A 16,974-nucleotide genomic window follows, 5' to 3' on the forward strand; every position below is an offset into this window, starting at 1 on the left:
CCCATGGCCCAGCTGCTAAAAGACATTTTTGAGAAACCCGTTGATCGCGCCATTGACGGCGTCATTAAGGCCGATGACGAGGCAAGCCTTCGCATCGAACTCGACGAGTACGTCATCACAGGGGAGATCGGCCAACGGCTGGAACAGTTCCTCGAGGCCTACAACAATTATGACACTTCAAATGGCGTCTGGATATCTGGCTTCTTTGGCTCTGGTAAGTCGCACTTGCTGAAGATGCTGGCTCTACTGCTTGAAAATCGTGAAGTCGACGGCAAAACCGCTCACGAGATCTTCGCTGAAAAACTCAAGGGCGAGCCAATGCTGGCAGGCGCACTCAACAAGGCCGTTTCCATCCCGTCGAAATCGATCTTGTTCAATATCGACCAGAAGGCAGATGTGATCTCAAAAACGGATGTAGATGCGCTTCTATCTGTCTTCCAAAAGGTCTTTGACGAAGCCTGCGGGTTTTATGGCAAACAGCCTCATATCGCGCAATTCGAACGCGACTTGCAGGGGCGTGGGCAATTCGAGGCATTCAAAGAAGCTTTTCGAAGCGCTGCCGGGAAAGACTGGGAGCGCGGTCGAGAACAGGCGCTACTCGAAGCCAAGAACATTGCGACAGCGTTTGCAGAAGCAACCGGTGGTGATCCTTCAGATGCAAAAGACATCCTGAGCCAATACCGGAAGGACACACGCGTCTCGATTGAGGACTTCGCTGGAACAGTCAAAGCTTGGATCGATGACCAGCCCAAGGGCTTCCGGCTCAACTTCTTCGTTGACGAAGTCGGCCAGTATATTGCGGACAATGTAAAACTCATGACCAACCTGCAAACTATTGCAGAGAGCCTTAACACCAAATGCAAAGGGCAAGCTTGGATCATAGTAACTGCGCAGCAAGACATGGCGTCGGTTATCGGCGACATGACGCAACAGCAAGAGAATGACTTCTCCAAAATCCAGGCCCGCTTCAGCAACCGCATGCCGCTGAACTCGGCCGATGTCGCCGAAGTGATCCAGCGCCGCCTCCTCGCCAAGACGTCGGAAGGGCAAGTAACGCTTGGCAACCTTCATGACCGCGAAGAAAACAACCTCAAGACCCTGTTCGATTTTGCTGACGGCTCGATGAAGCTCAAAAACTACCGGGATCGCGACCACTTCATCTCAAGTTATCCTTTCCCCCCCTATCAGTATGACCTCTTTCAAATGGCGATCACGTCTTTGTCGGAGCACAACGCATTTGAAGGCAAACACAGCTCGGTCGGCGAGCGGTCGATGTTGGGCGTTTTCCAAGAGGTCTCGAAGAAGCTGAAAGACAAAGAAGTTGGTGGGCTGGCCACTTTCGATCTCATGTTCGAAGGGATCCGCACCGCACTGAAATCTTCGGTTCAACAGAGTATTCAGATTGCCGAAAAAAACCTGGACGATCCTTTTGCCGTTCGGGTTTTGAAATCCTTGTTTCTTGTCAAATACGTCAAAGGCTTCAAACCATCGGTTCGAAACATCGGAATTCTGCTGCTGTCAGAGTTTGAGGCGGACCAGACGAGCCAACGCCGCAAGATCGAGGAAGCATTGAGCCGTCTGGAAAGGGAAACCTACATCCAGCGGAACGGTGAGGTCTATGAGTTCCTCACCAATGAGGAAAAGGATGTCGAAGCGGAAATCAAAGCCCTCGACATAGACCCTTCTGAGCTCTCGAAGGAACTCGAAACCCTCGCATTCGATACCATTCTGCGTCATCGCAAGATCAAGCATCTCGCAACGAATAGCGAATATGCCTTTACCCGGAAACTCGATGATCACGCGGTTGGTCGCGAGTACGAACTGGCAATCAATCTCGTTTCGCCCCTCAGCGACGAGGTTGAAAGCCCCGATGGCATTCGAATGAAAACCATGTCTCGGGAAGAGCTAGCGGTTGCCATGAAACCAGATGCCAACTTCGTCCGCGACCTGATCCTGTTTAAGCAAACGGACAAGTTTATCCGTCAGTCCCGCAGCGGTTCTACGCAGCCGGGTCGCGACCGTATCGTCGCAGAAAAAGGAGAACAAAACGGCCGCCGCGCAAAGGACCTTGAAATGCGGCTTCGCAAGTTGATGGGAAGCGCCCGACTTTTCGTCAGGGGTGACGAATTGGAGATCGGTGGAGAGGATGCTCAAGAGCGCATTAGCAAGGCGTTCCAGTCCCTGGTCGACAAAGTCTACACCAATCTCCCGATGCTGCGCGGCGTCAGTTATACCGAGGCCGATATCAACAAAGCGGTACAGTCGGAAAGCGGGCTCTTCGGTTCTGACGGCACAGGTATCAACGAAGCCGAACAAGACGTCCTCAGCTTCATCAATGCGCAGGCACGCAACGGGGTGAAGGTCTCCGTCAAATATCTTGCTGATCGGTTCACATCCAAACCCTACGGCTGGCCAGTTACCGCAGTCCTTTGCCTTGCGGGCAGCTTGGTCGCCAAAGGCAAAATCGAAGCGCGCGTCGACAGCGCCATCAAGGAAGGCTTGGAGCTTGCCAAAGCGTTGAACAACAGTCACGCGCTACCGAACATATTACTGACCCCTCAGACGGAATTCTCCGCTGCTGAAATACGGCGGGCAAAAGAACTTTATCAGGAACTCTTTGCACATCCCTCATCAGGAACAGATGCGCGTGGTTTGGGTGCGGAATGGGCTACAAGCATTGATACACTTGAAGCCGAGGTAGACGGGCTTGTTCGCCAGTCGCACCGCTACCCTTTCCTAACCGCGCTCGAGCCGTTTCATGAACTGCTGCGGGGCATGAAAGGCAAGCCAGCGAACTGGTATATTTCCGACGCGCCCAAGCGCGAGGATGACCTTCTGAACGCGAAGGAAGATATCCTGGACAAGGTGAAGTCCTTCATGGGTGGCGCGCAAAAGGGTATCTACGACGATGCCCGCGATATGCTCACCAGCCAATCTGCCAACATCGACTATGTCGATCCTGATGCTGGGGCGAAGCTGCGCGCCGCATTAGAGGATCCGGGCTGCTTTAAAGGCTCAATGATCCAGAACCTCAAATCTGACCTGTTTGATCTGAAAAACAAGGTCGAACTCAAGGTGCTTGAGGAACGCAAAGCCGTCATCGCAGAGGTCGAAGACGTCTCTGCCAAGATCGCACAAATGCCGGACTTCCAGGCGCTCGACACGGACAAACAGGCCCGCATCACCGCCCGCATTGAAAGCCACAAGGCAGGTCTTGATACGGTCACGCTGATCCCCGTGCTGCGCGACCGTGCCAATGGTGCGCGTACCAACCTGCTGTCGGACGTCGTCACCGAACTCGACCACCTCGCGCGACCGACACCTGCGCCCGGGCCTCAGCCCGGCATGTCGGACCGGCCTGCGCCCGCGCCGCTGCCCCCCACAACGGTTCTCGCCTCGCAGCTGAAGGTCACAGCCCCTAAAACGCTGCTGACCGATGAGGCCGACGTCGACCAATACCTTCAAGAAATGAAAAAGACCCTGCTGGCCGAAATCCGCGCGGGCAAGAAAGTAATTGTGTAATGATAGCTAATCTTAAATTCGAGAACTTCACAGCGTTCGAAAAACTGGATCTTTCTCTTTCCCCTCGGCTTAACGTTGTTATAGGGTCAAACGGGACTGGGAAAACGCTTCTATTAAAGGCTATCTATGGCTTAGGCCTGATCGCCGGCAATAGATATCCTAATCGCTCAGACGAAGGTTTCGCGGCCTCAGCATCAGGAAAATTCCTGAGCATTTTTTCAACTGAGGACGACAAGGTTGGAACCCTCTCTTCCAAAGGGACTCAATCGCAAACCCGGCTGCGACTGGTGAACAGCGATGATTCCGCCGTTGAGGTAACTTTCAGTGCGAGGTCTCAATACTTGGATTTTGCCTCAGCCGCCGCGAAACCCAAATCTGCCGACACGCCTGTCTACATCCCGACCAAAGAGGTGCTTTCCTTGGTTCGTGGCATTCGCCACCCCAAACATGACCGCGCTACTGTCGAGATGATTTTCGATGATGGCTATGTGAACCTTGCTGAACTTCTTATGCAGCCTGGCTTCGACGAAAAATCTGATCTCCTCGAAGATCCGAGGCTCTCGAATGTAATTCGCGATCTGGTTACTCTGGTGGGGGGGCGCTATCGCGCAAAAAGTGACGGCGGTTTCGAGTTTCAGCCTGGGCGGTATGAAGAAAAAGTTAAGCCGACGACAGACGATGGTGAGGGTAAATCCAAAGCTCAAATCGCGAAGGCATATCAAGATTCGACCCAGACCAGATTTGTTTCGAATGACGTTCAGGCTTTCCCAACTGGCATGACTGCTGAAGGATACCGCAAGATCGGTGTTCTTCACCGCTTACTATGTAACGGATCGATCAGCCCCGGCAAAACGGGGGCCCTTCTATGGGATGAGCCAGAGTCGAACCTGAATCCAAAACTGATGAAGAAGCTGGTTCAGGTTCTTTTGGAGCTTTCCCGCAACGGACAACAAATCATTCTTGCTACCCACGACTACGTGCTTCTGAAGTGGCTAGATCTTCTTACGGACGAAGGGAAAGAAGACCATATACGTTTCCACGCGATTTACCAGGATCCTGCCACGCAGAAAATGAGCGTCGAAAGCGCCGACAGCTATGCGCTTATTTCCAAGACAGCTATCTCGGACACCTTTGCTGAACTCTTCGATGAAGACATGGCTCGTGCGCTCGGAGCGCCGAGCCCATGAAGCTGTACAGAGCCGAAAAAAATGCTGATCTCGAGTTTTCGTTTCCAGATGAAGCGATATGGGATGAACTTGATAAACAGGGAGTGAAGCTTCCGGTTCAAATGAAATTTGTCGATCTCGTTATCGAAAGAGAGAACGACATTTTGCTTGTTGAAATTAAGGATCCTTCGAACAAGAGAACTCCACCTGATGAGAGAGCGAAATATTTCAAAAGGCTTTCAGACAATTCGATTCTAACCCAAGAATTGACACCGAAGGCGCGCAGTTCATATACGTTTTTGCATTTGATGGAGCGAGACACCAAACCGCTCAAATACGTCGTTCTAATCGGTCTCGATGCCTACGATCCGATTCAACAGAAGGCATTGCTTACGGGCTTCAAAGATCGCCTTCTAGCCGATATTCGATGCGAGACAGACACCCCCTGGCGACGGCAACACATAGCTGATTGTGTGGTGGTGTCCGTTGATATCTGGAACAAAACATTCGCCGATTGGCCCGTAGCCCGGATTGCCGAAGCGACTGATATTGCGGAGGCCATCGACTGATGGATACCACAAAGCTTAGAAAGTTCGCCCAATTTGCGCGGAGCACTTTGATTGATCAAGTCGCCGCAAGGATGGACGCCGTCTTGAGCGACGGCTCAAGGGCTCGACGAGAACACCCGAAGGCGTTCAAGAAACTTGAGGCATTTGTCGCCAAACATGGACCAGAGCACGTCGTCGAAAAGGTGGCCTATGTCTGGTTCAACAGGTTCACCGCTTTGCGGTACATGGATGTGAACGGTCTCTCTCCTGTTCGCGTTGTGTCTCCGTCCGTTGGTCAATTTCAACCTGAGATACTTTCGGATGCAAAATCAGGGAGTATCAACGAGCAAATTGTTTCCGAAATCACCCGGCAAAAGGTCCTAAGCTTGTTGGACGGGCGTATCGATAGTCCGGACCCTCAAGGAGAGGCGTACAGATTGCTTGTGGTCGCGGCATGCAACTACTGGCATGAGGCATTGCCGTTCATGTTCGAGCGCATCGACGACTATACTGAGCTACTAATGCCTTCGGACCTCCAGTCCAACGCTTCGATCCTCGCCTACCTCCGTGAGGCGATGACACCTGACGTGTGTGAGGACGTCGAGATCATCGGCTGGCTCTACCAGTTCTACATCTCCGAGAAGAAGGATCAGGTCTTCGCGGGCCTCAAGAAGAACCAGAAGATCACGGCCGAAAACATCCCCGCCGCGACGCAGCTGTTCACTCCCCATTGGATCGTCCGCTACCTGGTGGAAAACTCGCTGGGGCGGCTCTGGCTGCTGAACAAACCGCACAGCGGGCTGGCGGCCAAGATGGATTATTACATCGCGCCCGAAGAGCCCGAGACGGACTTCCTGCGCATCACCAAGCCCGAAGAGATCCGCATCTGCGATCCGGCCGCAGGCTCGGGGCACATGCTGACCTATGCCTTTGACCTGCTCTACGCCATCTACGAGGAAGAGGGCTATGACGCGACCGAGATCCCCGCGCTGATCCTGACGCACAACCTGACAGGGGTGGAAATTGACGACCGCGCGGGCGCGCTGGCGGCCTTTGCGCTGGCGATGAAGGCGGCGGCCAAGCTGGGGCGGCGGCGGTTCCTGCGGATGGCGGCCAAGCCCGACATCTGCGTGTTGCAGAACGTGGTCTTTACCGATACCGAGATGCAGGACGTGGCCGCCGTAGTGGGCAAGGATCTGTTCACCGATGAGCTCCGCGAGACGCTGGGACAGTTCGAGCAGGCCAAGAACTTCGGCTCGCTGATCGTGCCGAAACTGCGTGATCCGGCGGAAACCCTGCGGGTGGTCGAGGCGCGACTTTCGGATGCCGATCTGGTGCTGAAACCGGTGCTGGAGCGCGTCATCGCTGTGCTGCGCATGGCCGAGGCGTTGTCGCCAAAGTATCACGTGGTGGTGGCCAACCCGCCATATATGAATGCCAAAAGTATGAACGCCCGATTGATTGAGTTCGCAAAATTCAATTACGTCGCGTCTAAATCAGACTTGTTCGGGATGTTCATGGAGCGCGGCCTCCAGCTATCCGAAGAGTCTGCTTCGTTGGCAATGATAAACATGCAAGCTTGGATGTATCTGTCCGGTTATGAAGAATTGCGACAAAAGTTGCTTTCAAAGTGCCACATCACATCGATGGCACACATCGGCGCGAGAGGGTTTGACAGCATTGGCGGTGAAGTCGTTTCCACAACCGCCTTTGTTATCCAAAACCTAAAGAATGATCATTTGAAAGGTGTTTTTCTCGATTTGACCTCAGGTCGGTCGGAAGCCGAGAAATCGAACCAATTCACGGCGGCACTGAGCGGCGAAGATCGCAGTATAGTTTTCCATGCAGCCACGTCCGATTTCAGATCCCTCCCGGGTATGCCTATCGTCTACTCGGCATCTGAAGCAACACTCCGAGCTTTTTCCTCGGGCAAATCAATGGCCGATATAGCCAATTGCCGCGCAGGACTAACGACCGGCGACAACACAATCTTCCAGCGGCGCTGGACAGAAACATCCTTTCTAAAAATGAAACTGGATGCAGCAAGCCGCGACGACGCAATTCTGTCAGGAAAAACGTGGTTTCCGTGTAGCAGTGGAGGAGAGTATCGCAAGTGGTATGGAAATAACGAAATTGTTGTAAATTGGCGAAATGACGGGAAGGAGATCCGAGAGTTCGCCGCTCCTGACGGCCGCCTAAAGGCGAGCCCGCGCAGTCGAGAATTTTATTTTCGACCAGGGTTCACGTGGGCTAAAATTAGCACAGGGAATTTCTCGCCAAGACTTCTACCCCAAGGATTTATTTTTGATGACACGGGGCAGTCGGCTTTCCCAGAGAGGCAAAGCATTTCAGTTCTCAGCCTCGTTGCATTGGCATGTGCCTCTACAACTAATTTTTTCCTGTCACACATCAGTCAGACTATATCATTTAATAAAGGCGATGTGGCTCGCGTACCTACGTCCAACCCCTTGCCCGACCAAACCGAAACCGCGCGCAGGGCTGTAGCAATTTCGAAGTCAGACTGGGACGCCTACGAAACCTCTTGGGATTTCACCACGCTTGCGCTGCTCTCGCCCGATCATCGCGGCGAGAAGCTGGAGGACAGTTACGCCACCCTCCGCGCCCATTGGCAGTCTATGACGGACGAGATGCAGGCCCTTGAGGAAGAGAACAACCGCATCTTCATCGACGCCTATGGCCTGCAGGACGAGCTTACCCCCGAGGTGCCGATCGAGGAAATCACCCTCACCTGCAACCCCGCCTATTCGATCAAGGGAGATAAGACCGACGTTGAGCGCGATGCCGACCTTCGCAAGCGCACTATGGAGGAGTTCCTCAGCTACGCCGTGGGCTGCATGTTCGGTCGATATAGCCTCGACGCACCAGGCCTGATCCTCGCCAATCAGGGCGAGACGCTGCCCGACTACCTCGACCGCGTGCCCGAACCCACCTTCATGCCGGACGAAGACAACGTCATTCCTGTGCTCGACGAAAACTGGTTCCCCGATGACATAACCGAACGCTTCCGCCTGTTCCTGCGCGTGACCTTCGGCGAGGCGCATTTCCGCGAGAACCTGAAGTTCATCGAGGACGCGCTTGGCAAGAACGGAAAGCCAAGGTCCCTGAGAGACTATTTCACCAAGGATTTCTACGCCGACCACGTGAAGCGCTACAAGAAGCGCCCTATCTACTGGATGTTTTCCAGCCCCAAGGGCACGTTCAACGCGCTGATCTACATGCACCGCTATCGAGCCGACACAGTGTCCGTGCTGCTCAACGACTACCTGCGCGAATTTATCACCAAGCTGGAGGGTGAACGCGTGAATGAACAAAAAAGGTCTGATGATCCGACTGAGACCAAAGCTAACCAAACAAAGGCACTGAAAAAAGTCAGCGTATTGTCCAAGCAGATCAACGAACTGAATGAATGGGAACGCGAGGTGATCTTCCCACTCGCGCAGCGGAAAATTGAGATCGACCTCGATAAAGGGGTGAAAGCAAACTATCCGGAATTCGGGTCAGCCCTGAAGAAGATCACGGGGCTCAACTGATGGATACCAACGCGCTCAAGAAGTTTGCTCAGGCCGCCCGCAACCTGCTGATCGATCAGGTCACCTCCAAGCTCGACGTCGTGCTGGCCGAAGGCAGCGCCGCGCGGCGGGAGGCCCCCAAAGCCGTCAAAGACCTCGAAAACGCCATCGCCAAAGCCGACAAACAGCAGGTCATCGAACAGGTCGCTTACACGTGGTTCAACCGCTTCACCGCCCTGCGCTTCATGGATGCGGGCGGCTACACGCCGGTCCGTACCGTCTCCCCAGCTGACGGCGCAACCCGGCCCGAGCTGTTGTCAGAGGCGATGGCGGGCAACCTACCGGACAGTGCGCCTGCCACTATCCAATCCCTCCTCGACGGGCGCACGCCGTCCCATGACCCACAGGCCGAAGCATACCGCCTCCTGCTCGTCCACACCTGCAATCAGTGGCACGGCCCCATGCCGTTCCTGTTTGAACAGATCGACGACTACACCGAACTGCTGATGCCGGAGGATCTGTTGTCGCAGACCTCGATCCTCGCCGAACTGCGCAAGGTCATGACCGAAGACGCTTGTCAGGATGTCGAGATCATCGGCTGGCTCTACCAGTTCTACATCTCGGAGAAGAAGGATCAGGTCTTCGCGGGCCTCAAGCAGAACCAGAAGATCACGGCCGAAAACATCCCCGCCGCGACGCAGCTGTTCACTCCCCATTGGATCGTCCGCTACCTGGTGGAAAACTCGCTGGGGCGGCTCTGGCTGCTGAACAAACCGCACAGCGGGCTGGCGGCCAAGATGGATTATTACATCGCGCCCGAAGAGCCCGAGACGGACTTCCTGCGCATCACCAAGCCCGAAGAGATCCGCATCTGCGATCCGGCCGCAGGCTCGGGGCACATGCTGACCTATGCCTTTGACCTGCTCTACGCCATCTACGAGGAAGAGGGCTACGACGCGACCGAGATCCCCGCGCTGATCCTGACGCACAACCTGACAGGGGTGGAAATTGACGACCGCGCGGGCGCGCTGGCGGCCTTTGCGCTGGCGATGAAGGCGGCGGCCAAGCTGGGGCGGCGGCGGTTCCTGCGGATGGCGGCCAAGCCCGACATCTGCGTGTTGCAGAACGTGGTCTTTACCGATACCGAGATGCAGGACGTGGCCGCCGTAGTGGGCAAGGATCTGTTCACCGATGAGCTGCGCGAGACGCTGGGCCAGTTCGAGCAGGCCAAGAACTTCGGTTCGCTGATCGTGCCGAAGCTGCGCGACCCGGCCGAGACGCTGCGGGTGGTGGCGGCGCGCGATTTCGGCGGCGACCTGCTGCTGAAGGAGGTGCAAGAGCGCGTCATCGCCGTGCTGCGCATGGCCGAGGCGCTGTCGCCAAAGTATCACGTCGTGGTGGCCAACCCGCCGTATATGAATGCGTCCGGTGCAAATGGCCCGCTCAAAGAACTGCTAAACTCGCAATACAAGAACTACAAATCTGACCTCTTTTCCGCCTTCTGCGCCAGATGTTTGTCACTATTGGAAGACAATGGGGTGTCTGGGCTTATGACACCATTCGTCTGGATGTTCATTTCGACACACGAGCATCTGAGGAATCTGTTTTTCTCCGACAACACGCTCCTTGGCCTCGTAAGACCATCATATACAGCCTTTTTTCAATCTGCGATTGTTCCAATTTGCGCCTTTCTTGTAACTCGATCCAAGAAACCAAATCTTCCAGCTCATTACTACGACCTTGGTTACCTTGGTAATGCAGGCGAGCAACCCGAGCGCTTCGCGCTTGCTAAATCTGGCAGTCTTGAAAACGGGACGTTCAGCAGAACTTCAACAGACATCCAATCCATACCCAACTCCCCTGTTGCATACTGGATTGGCGAAGGAACCATCTCCGCATTTTCAAGTCTTCCAAAGTTAGCTGAGGAATTTCCGGTCAAGTCAGGGATTATGACAGGCAATGATACTGCGTTCCTGCGTAACTGGCATGAAGTCCCGTTCAGAAGCATTTCCTTTGGTCTGCGCGATTCCAGCGAAATGACTGGGAAATTCTATCCTATGAGCAAAGGTGGTGACTTCAGGAAATGGTATGGAAACCTTGCACATGTAGTGAACCTTGAGAACGATGGGTACGATATCAAAAATTCGGGATTAAACTACAGGCTGCGAGAGAAAATCCTGTATTTCCAGCCATTTGTAACCTGGTCACGTATTACATCAAGCAACATTGGCTTTCGGCTTGTTGAGAATGGCATTCTCTTTTCCGACGCTGCTCCAGGAATTTTCTCGGGGAACGCAGTTCTGCCGACGCTTGCCGTAGTCAACTCAAATTCTGCGAAGCACTTCCTAGACGCTCTTAACCCTACGTTGAATTTTCAAACCGGAGATATCGAACGGCTTCCATATCTCGACGCAAGCAGCCGAAAAGCAATCGAGAAATTGCTATCACTCGCCCGCTTCGACTGGGACGCCTACGAAGCCTCCTGGGATTTCACCACGCTTCCATTGCTCTCGCCCGAACATCGCGGCGCGACGCTGGAGGACAGCTACGCCACCCTCCGCGCCCACTGGCAGGATATGACGGACGAAATGCAGCGGCTGGAGGAAGAGAACAACCGCATCTTCATCGACGCTTACGGCTTACAAGACGAGCTGACCCCCGAGGTGCCGCTGAACGAGATCACCCTCACCTGCAACCCCGCCTATCGCTATGGGGTGAAGGGCACCGAGGCCGACCGCGAAACCCGCCTGCGCGCCGACACCATGGCCGAGTTCCTCAGCTATGCCGTGGGCTGCATGTTTGGGCGCTACAGCCTCGACGAACCGGGCCTGATCCTCGCCAATCAGGGCGAGCGGCTGGCCGACTACCTCGCCCGCATCCCCGAGCCGCGCTTCATGCCGGATGAAGACAACGTCATCCCCGTGCTGGATGGCGACTGGTTCCCGGACGACATCACTGAACGCTTCCGCCTGTTCCTGCGCGTGACCTTCGGCGAGGCGCATTTCCGCGAGAACCTGAAGTTCATCGAGGACTCTCTGGGCAAGGACATCCGCAAATACTTCACCAAGGATTTCTACGCCGACCACGTGAAGCGCTATAAAAAGCGCCCGATCTACTGGATGGTCTCCTCCCCCAAGGGGACGTTCAACGCGCTGATCTACATGCACCGCTATCGCGGCGATACGGTGTCGGTGCTGCTCAACGACTACCTGCGTGAATTCATCACCAAGCTTGAGGGCGAGCGCACGCGGCTGGAAAAGCTGGCCGATGATCCCACCGCAACCCAAGGCCAAAAGACCAAGGCGCTGAAGGATGTAGCGAAGGTCGCCAAGCAGATCGACGAGCTGAACGAATGGGAACGCGACGTGATCTTCCCGCTGGCCCAGCAGAAGATCGAGATGGATCTGGATGACGGGGTGAAGGCAAACTATCCGAAGTTCGGCACTGCCCTGAAGAAGATTGCGGGGCTGTCATGACGGACCGGATCAAGGCGGGCCTAGAGCGGCTGTTCATCGATCACCGGATCGTCTTTTGGTACGACGCCGCGCGCGACATGCGGGGCGAATATGAGGCCGTGGATCTGCCGGGTGTGGAAAAGGTCGAGATCACCAATAACGAGTTCGGCCTGAAATACCGCATGCTGCGGCAAGAGCCGAAACAGAAGTTTCTGGTGTTCCACGACGGCCCCGCGCCCGAGATGGCCGACAATTGGCTGCTGGACCTCTATTTCGCCTGCGGCGTCTTCAAGGCCGATCAAGCGGCGATCTGGCTGGCAGAACTGGGCTTGCCGCTGCAATTCGAAGACGTGGTGCGCGACCACATGGAGTTCTACCGCGCCAAGAGCCGCATCGAGGCGCTGAAGCAGATGCTCACGCCATCGGACACCAAGACCGATGTGCTACGCCGCATGCTGGCCGTCTGCGCCGGGGCTGAGGGTGCCCTGGACACGGTCATCGAGGAGCTGTTGGCAGAGCTGGCGGACGAGCGCGACGATGCGATGCGCCTGATGGAGCGATCCGGTCTGACAGAGTTCTTCTGGAAACAGGTCGAGAATGCCTACGGCTATGTCAGCGATGCGCCTGACTTTGAGGATTTCGCGATCACCCTGTTCCAGTCCTGCTATGCCCGCGCCTTGGGCGAAGATGGCAAGCTGAACGGCGAAGCGCTGCTTGTCTTCCGCCGCTGGAAGAATAACCGGCTGGGGGCGAAGGCGTTTGAAACGCTGAGCGGGAAGTATCAAGATATCCTGAGGATCCCCGAAGACGTGCAAGAGCGCGACATCAAGGCTCTGCGTGCCATTGACCACTTCGAGGAGATCGACCGACAGATCATCCGGTCTCTGGTCCGTGAGATGGCGAGCCAGACAGTCTCATCTGCCGAGGTACTGAAGACTGTGCGAGAGCGTCGGCAAAGCCATTGGTATCCAACCTATGAGGATATTTATCAAGCCATCGGCTATGCCACAGAATTCCAGCAGGCGTTGGCTGAGGCGAACCTGACCATGACCTCCCCCGCTGAGGGGGTTAAGCGGTATATTTCGCACTGGTACAAGATCGACCAGCTCTACCGCAAATTCATCTATCATATGCAAAAAAGCGGTCAGGCCTCGCTGCTTAGCGCGTTATTCGAGAGCGTAGAGAACCGCTACACGACCAACTTCCTTCAGGCCGTCAATGATGCCTGGCAGGATCAGATCGCTGGACTGAGCGATTGGAAGATCTCGGGCTTTGCGCATCAGACCGATTTCTATATGGACCAGGCCGCTGAATTCCGCCGCCGCGATCAGAAGGTGGTGGTGATCATCTCTGACGCGTTGCGTTATGAGGTTGCAGAAGAAGCGCTGCGCGAGATCCGCAAGCTGAACCGGTTCGACGCCGACCTAAAGCCGATGATTTCTGCGCTGCCCAGCTACACGCAACTCGGCATGGCTGCGCTCTTACCGAACAAGGATCTGGAGCTGTCGGAGGACGGCAACGTGTCTTCGTTTGGCTTGCCTACTCAGGGAACCGCAAACCGCGAAAAGGTTCTGGGCATGGGGCGTGCCGGAGACCGTGTCAAAGCCATGAAGGCCGATGATTTCATGAGCTTGAAGGCGGACGACGGCAAAGAGATTTTCCGCGATCATGACATTCTCTACCTCTACCACAACAGGATCGACATCGTTGGCGACAAGCTCGCCACTGAGGAACGCGTGACAGAGGCTGCAGAAGTCGCTGTCGAGGATCTGACCAAACTGGTCCGCAAGCTTACGACGGCCAACTTTTCCAACATCCTTGTGACGGCCGATCACGGCTTCATCTATCAGCACCGCGCGTTGGATGAGACAGATTTTTCGGTAGCGGTTCCTGCTGGTGCGGAAATCCTTGTTAAGAATCGTCGATTTATCATTGGGCGAGACCTTGATGCGACATCTGGAATGAAGAAGTTCTCATCCGCAAATTTGGGTCTATCAGGTAACTTGGATGTTCTACTGCCCAATTCGATCAATCGTATGCGCGTCAAGGGGGCGGGAAGCCGGTTTGTGCATGGCGGGGCCACGCTTCAAGAGGTCATTGTTCCCGTACTCCGCGTTGGTAAACGACGCGAAGCCGATGTCGAAAAAGTTGAAGTGCAGATCATCGTAACTGGAAAAAGCCTGATCTCTTCCGGCCAAACGGCGGTCACTCTCTATCAAACGCAGCCGGTTTCAGAGAAACAGCAACAACGTGATGTTCTTGCTGGGATTTACGCTTCGGACGGCACGCTCATTTCAGATGAGCACCCGCTGACCTTTGACTACACCTCGCAAAATGCGCGCGAACGGGAGCTGCCCATCAAGTTCCTGCTTTCTCGCGATGCTGATCGGTTCAACAACCAGGACGTCTTCCTCAAGCTTCGCGAACGTATCGGCAAAACGAGCCACTTCGAAGATTACACAAGCCACCGTTTCCAACTGCGTCGTGGCATATCGACAGATTTCGACTTTTAAGGACCTATCATGAGCGCACTCGACGAAAAGATTAACGAGCATTTCGCGGGCTACGTGGTCCGCAAAGACCTTGTGAAAGCGGTCAAAGGCAACGCAATAGTTCCAACATATGTCCTCGAATACCTGCTTGGGCAGTACTGTGCGACTGACGACGAAGCATCGATCGAGAGCGGCATCGAAACCGTCAAAGAAATCCTCAGAAAGCACTACGTTCACAGAAGTGAAGCGGGACTGATCCAATCCACGATCAAGGAAAAGGGACGCTACAAGGTCATCGACCAGATCAGCGTCTCGCTGAACGAAAAAACAGACAGCTACGAAGCCACGTTCGACAACTTGGGCATCAAAAAGGTTGCGGTGGATAGCGGCACGGTCAAAGCGCATCCAAAGCTGCTTGTGACCGGCGTATGGTGTATTGCTGATGTCCAATATGAGTTTTCCGAAGACGCGCGAACGTCTCCTTGGGTGCTCGAGACCATCAAACCCATCCAGATCGCCAAGGTCGATTACGATGGGTACAAGGAGGCGCGCGCGCAATTTACCAAAGACGAATGGATTGACCTCTTGATGCAGTCGATTGGCTTCAATCCTGAAGCCTTCGGACGTCGCAGCAAGCTTTTGCAGCTGATGCGGCTGATCCCCTTCGTCGAGCGAAACTATAACATCATCGAACTTGGCCCAAAGGGAACGGGTAAATCGCATATCTACTCTGAGTTTTCGCCACACGGGCAGCTGATCTCCGGCGGCGAAGTGACCATCCCGAAGCTGTTTGTAAACAACTCGAATGGGAGGATCGGACTGGTCGGATATTGGGATGTGGTGGCCTTTGATGAATTTGCAGGGCGCGAGAAAACTGCGAACAAGGCCTTGGTCGACATCATGAAAAACTACATGGCAAACAAGACCTTCTCGCGCGGGGTTAACCCCATGGGGGCAGAAGCGAGCTTCGCGTTTGTCGGCAACACAGACCACAATGTGCCATTCATGCTCAAGAACAGCGACTTATTCGAAGCCCTGCCGCCCCAGTTCCATGACTCTGCATTCATTGACCGCCTCCACGCTTATCTGCCTGGCTGGGAGATCGACGTGATCCGAGGCGAGATGTTCACCACTGGCTACGGGTTCATTGTCGACTACCTCGCCGAGATCCTTCGCCATTTGCGCCAAGAAGACTTCTCCAACCGGCCGGACCTGCATTTCAAAGTCAGCGAGAAGATTTCAACCCGTGATCGGGACGCCGTCTACAAGACCATGTCGGGCTTCCTGAAGGTGATTTTCCCTGCCGGAGATGAAACAGCCGATGACGTTGAAGAGCTCTTGCAGCTCGCACTTGAAAGTCGAAAGCGCGTAAAGGACCAACTGTTTCGGATCGATGCGACCTATCCAGATGTCGACTTCTTCTACACTGGCTCTGACGGGGAAAAGCGGCGCGTCCAAACCGTCGAAGAGCAAGAGTTCCCCCAATTCTACTATCTGAAACCTGCCTTAGACCCAAAGCAGCAGGACCAATCCACTGATGCAGTCGATGATGACGTCATCGAAGTCGAACATGAGCCGCGCGACACATCGGAGACCTCAGCGCCCGCCAAGCCGCGCGCCGAAGAGGGTCACCACGTATTCGCCGAAAACCGTAAAGGCATCAGCTACGATAAACTGTTTGGGCCCTATCTGGACGGTGCATCTCGGATCGTGGTGACAGACCCCTACATTCGCTATTTTTACCAGATCAAGAACATGATGGAATTCGTCGAGATGGTCATCCAGCGCAAGGCGTTGGAAGATCAAGTGGCCATCCATCTTGTCACCGGGCCTGATGACGGAAACGTCCAAAAGCAACGCGAATTGCTCGAGAGCATTACCGAGGCATGCATCGGTTCAGGTGTTGAATTCACCTGGGCATTTGATGGATCGGGGACTGCTCATTCCAGAGATATCGTCACCGACACTGGCTGGAAAATCGTCCTGGATCGCGGTCTAGATATTTTCCAAGCGCCCATGCGCCGTGACGGATTCAGCCTTGGCGACCGGCTGCAGGAGCACCGCATGCTGAAGAACTTCTATGTGACCTATGTGCGGCAAGACTAACAGTGAAGCTGCGTAGATATTTCGGAAAAGAGCAAAGCCATGTTCCGCGTTGATTTGAACCAAAACCGTTTGTCCCGCCTGTCCCAGAAGCGCTTCGCCGACTTGAGCCTGTGCGAGCGCGGCGATTTGCAGGAACGGCTTGCGAACGAACCAAA

7 protein-coding genes are annotated in these 16,974 nt (G+C 54.7%); all 7 read left to right on the plus strand.

Annotated features, from left to right (window positions below; translation table 11 throughout):
- Nucleotides 1-3: 3 nt before the first annotated feature.
- Genes brxC through brxL form a run of 7 tightly spaced genes read left to right on the plus strand, consistent with a single transcriptional unit; the run spans nt 4 to nt 16,819 of the window.
- Entirely contained in the window at nt 4-3,522 is a 3,519-nt protein-coding gene (gene brxC / locus ACR0AM_RS02615) for a BREX system P-loop protein BrxC (RefSeq protein WP_274653192.1), read from the plus strand.
- Nucleotides 3,522-4,709, plus strand: coding sequence for an AAA family ATPase (locus ACR0AM_RS02620; RefSeq protein WP_274653190.1), 1,188 nt, complete (start codon nt 3,522-3,524; stop codon nt 4,707-4,709). The genes brxC and ACR0AM_RS02620 overlap by 1 nt, the downstream gene beginning before the upstream one ends.
- Nucleotides 4,706-5,257, plus strand: a complete 552-nt coding sequence (locus ACR0AM_RS02625) for a hypothetical protein (RefSeq protein WP_274653188.1) — start codon at nt 4,706-4,708, stop codon at nt 5,255-5,257. The genes ACR0AM_RS02620 and ACR0AM_RS02625 overlap by 4 nt, the downstream gene beginning before the upstream one ends.
- Entirely contained in the window at nt 5,257-8,787 is a 3,531-nt protein-coding gene (gene pglX / locus ACR0AM_RS02630) for a BREX-1 system adenine-specific DNA-methyltransferase PglX (protein ID WP_274653186.1), read from the plus strand. Before ACR0AM_RS02625 ends, pglX (ACR0AM_RS02630) begins: the two co-directional genes overlap by 1 nt.
- Nucleotides 8,787-12,242: a BREX-1 system adenine-specific DNA-methyltransferase PglX gene (gene pglX / locus ACR0AM_RS02635; protein WP_274653184.1), complete on the plus strand. Its 3,456-nt coding sequence runs from the start codon at nt 8,787-8,789 to the stop codon at nt 12,240-12,242. Before pglX (ACR0AM_RS02630) ends, pglX (ACR0AM_RS02635) begins: the two co-directional genes overlap by 1 nt.
- Nucleotides 12,239-14,734, plus strand: coding sequence for a BREX-1 system phosphatase PglZ type A (gene pglZ, locus ACR0AM_RS02640; protein ID WP_480622036.1), 2,496 nt, complete (start codon nt 12,239-12,241; stop codon nt 14,732-14,734). The genes pglX (ACR0AM_RS02635) and pglZ overlap by 4 nt, the downstream gene beginning before the upstream one ends.
- Before the next feature lie 9 nt (nt 14,735-14,743).
- Nucleotides 14,744-16,819, plus strand: coding sequence for a BREX system Lon protease-like protein BrxL (brxL, locus tag ACR0AM_RS02645; protein ID WP_274653180.1), 2,076 nt, complete (start codon nt 14,744-14,746; stop codon nt 16,817-16,819).
- Nucleotides 16,820-16,974 lie beyond the last annotated feature (155 nt).

The organism is Ruegeria sp. AD9 (assembly GCF_056542305.1).

Coding starts and splice junctions, on each gene's coding strand:
- pglX (WP_274653184.1), top strand. CDS start 8,787: ATGGATACCAACGCGCTCAAGAAGTTTGCTCAGGCCGCCCGCAACCTG.
- ACR0AM_RS02620 (WP_274653190.1), top strand. CDS start 3,522: ATGATAGCTAATCTTAAATTCGAGAACTTCACAGCGTTCGAAAAACTG.
- brxC (WP_274653192.1), top strand. CDS start 4: ATGGCCCAGCTGCTAAAAGACATTTTTGAGAAACCCGTTGATCGCGCC.
- ACR0AM_RS02625 (WP_274653188.1), top strand. CDS start 4,706: ATGAAGCTGTACAGAGCCGAAAAAAATGCTGATCTCGAGTTTTCGTTT.
- pglZ (WP_480622036.1), top strand. CDS start 12,239: ATGACGGACCGGATCAAGGCGGGCCTAGAGCGGCTGTTCATCGATCAC.
- brxL (WP_274653180.1), top strand. CDS start 14,744: ATGAGCGCACTCGACGAAAAGATTAACGAGCATTTCGCGGGCTACGTG.
- pglX (WP_274653186.1), top strand. CDS start 5,257: ATGGATACCACAAAGCTTAGAAAGTTCGCCCAATTTGCGCGGAGCACT.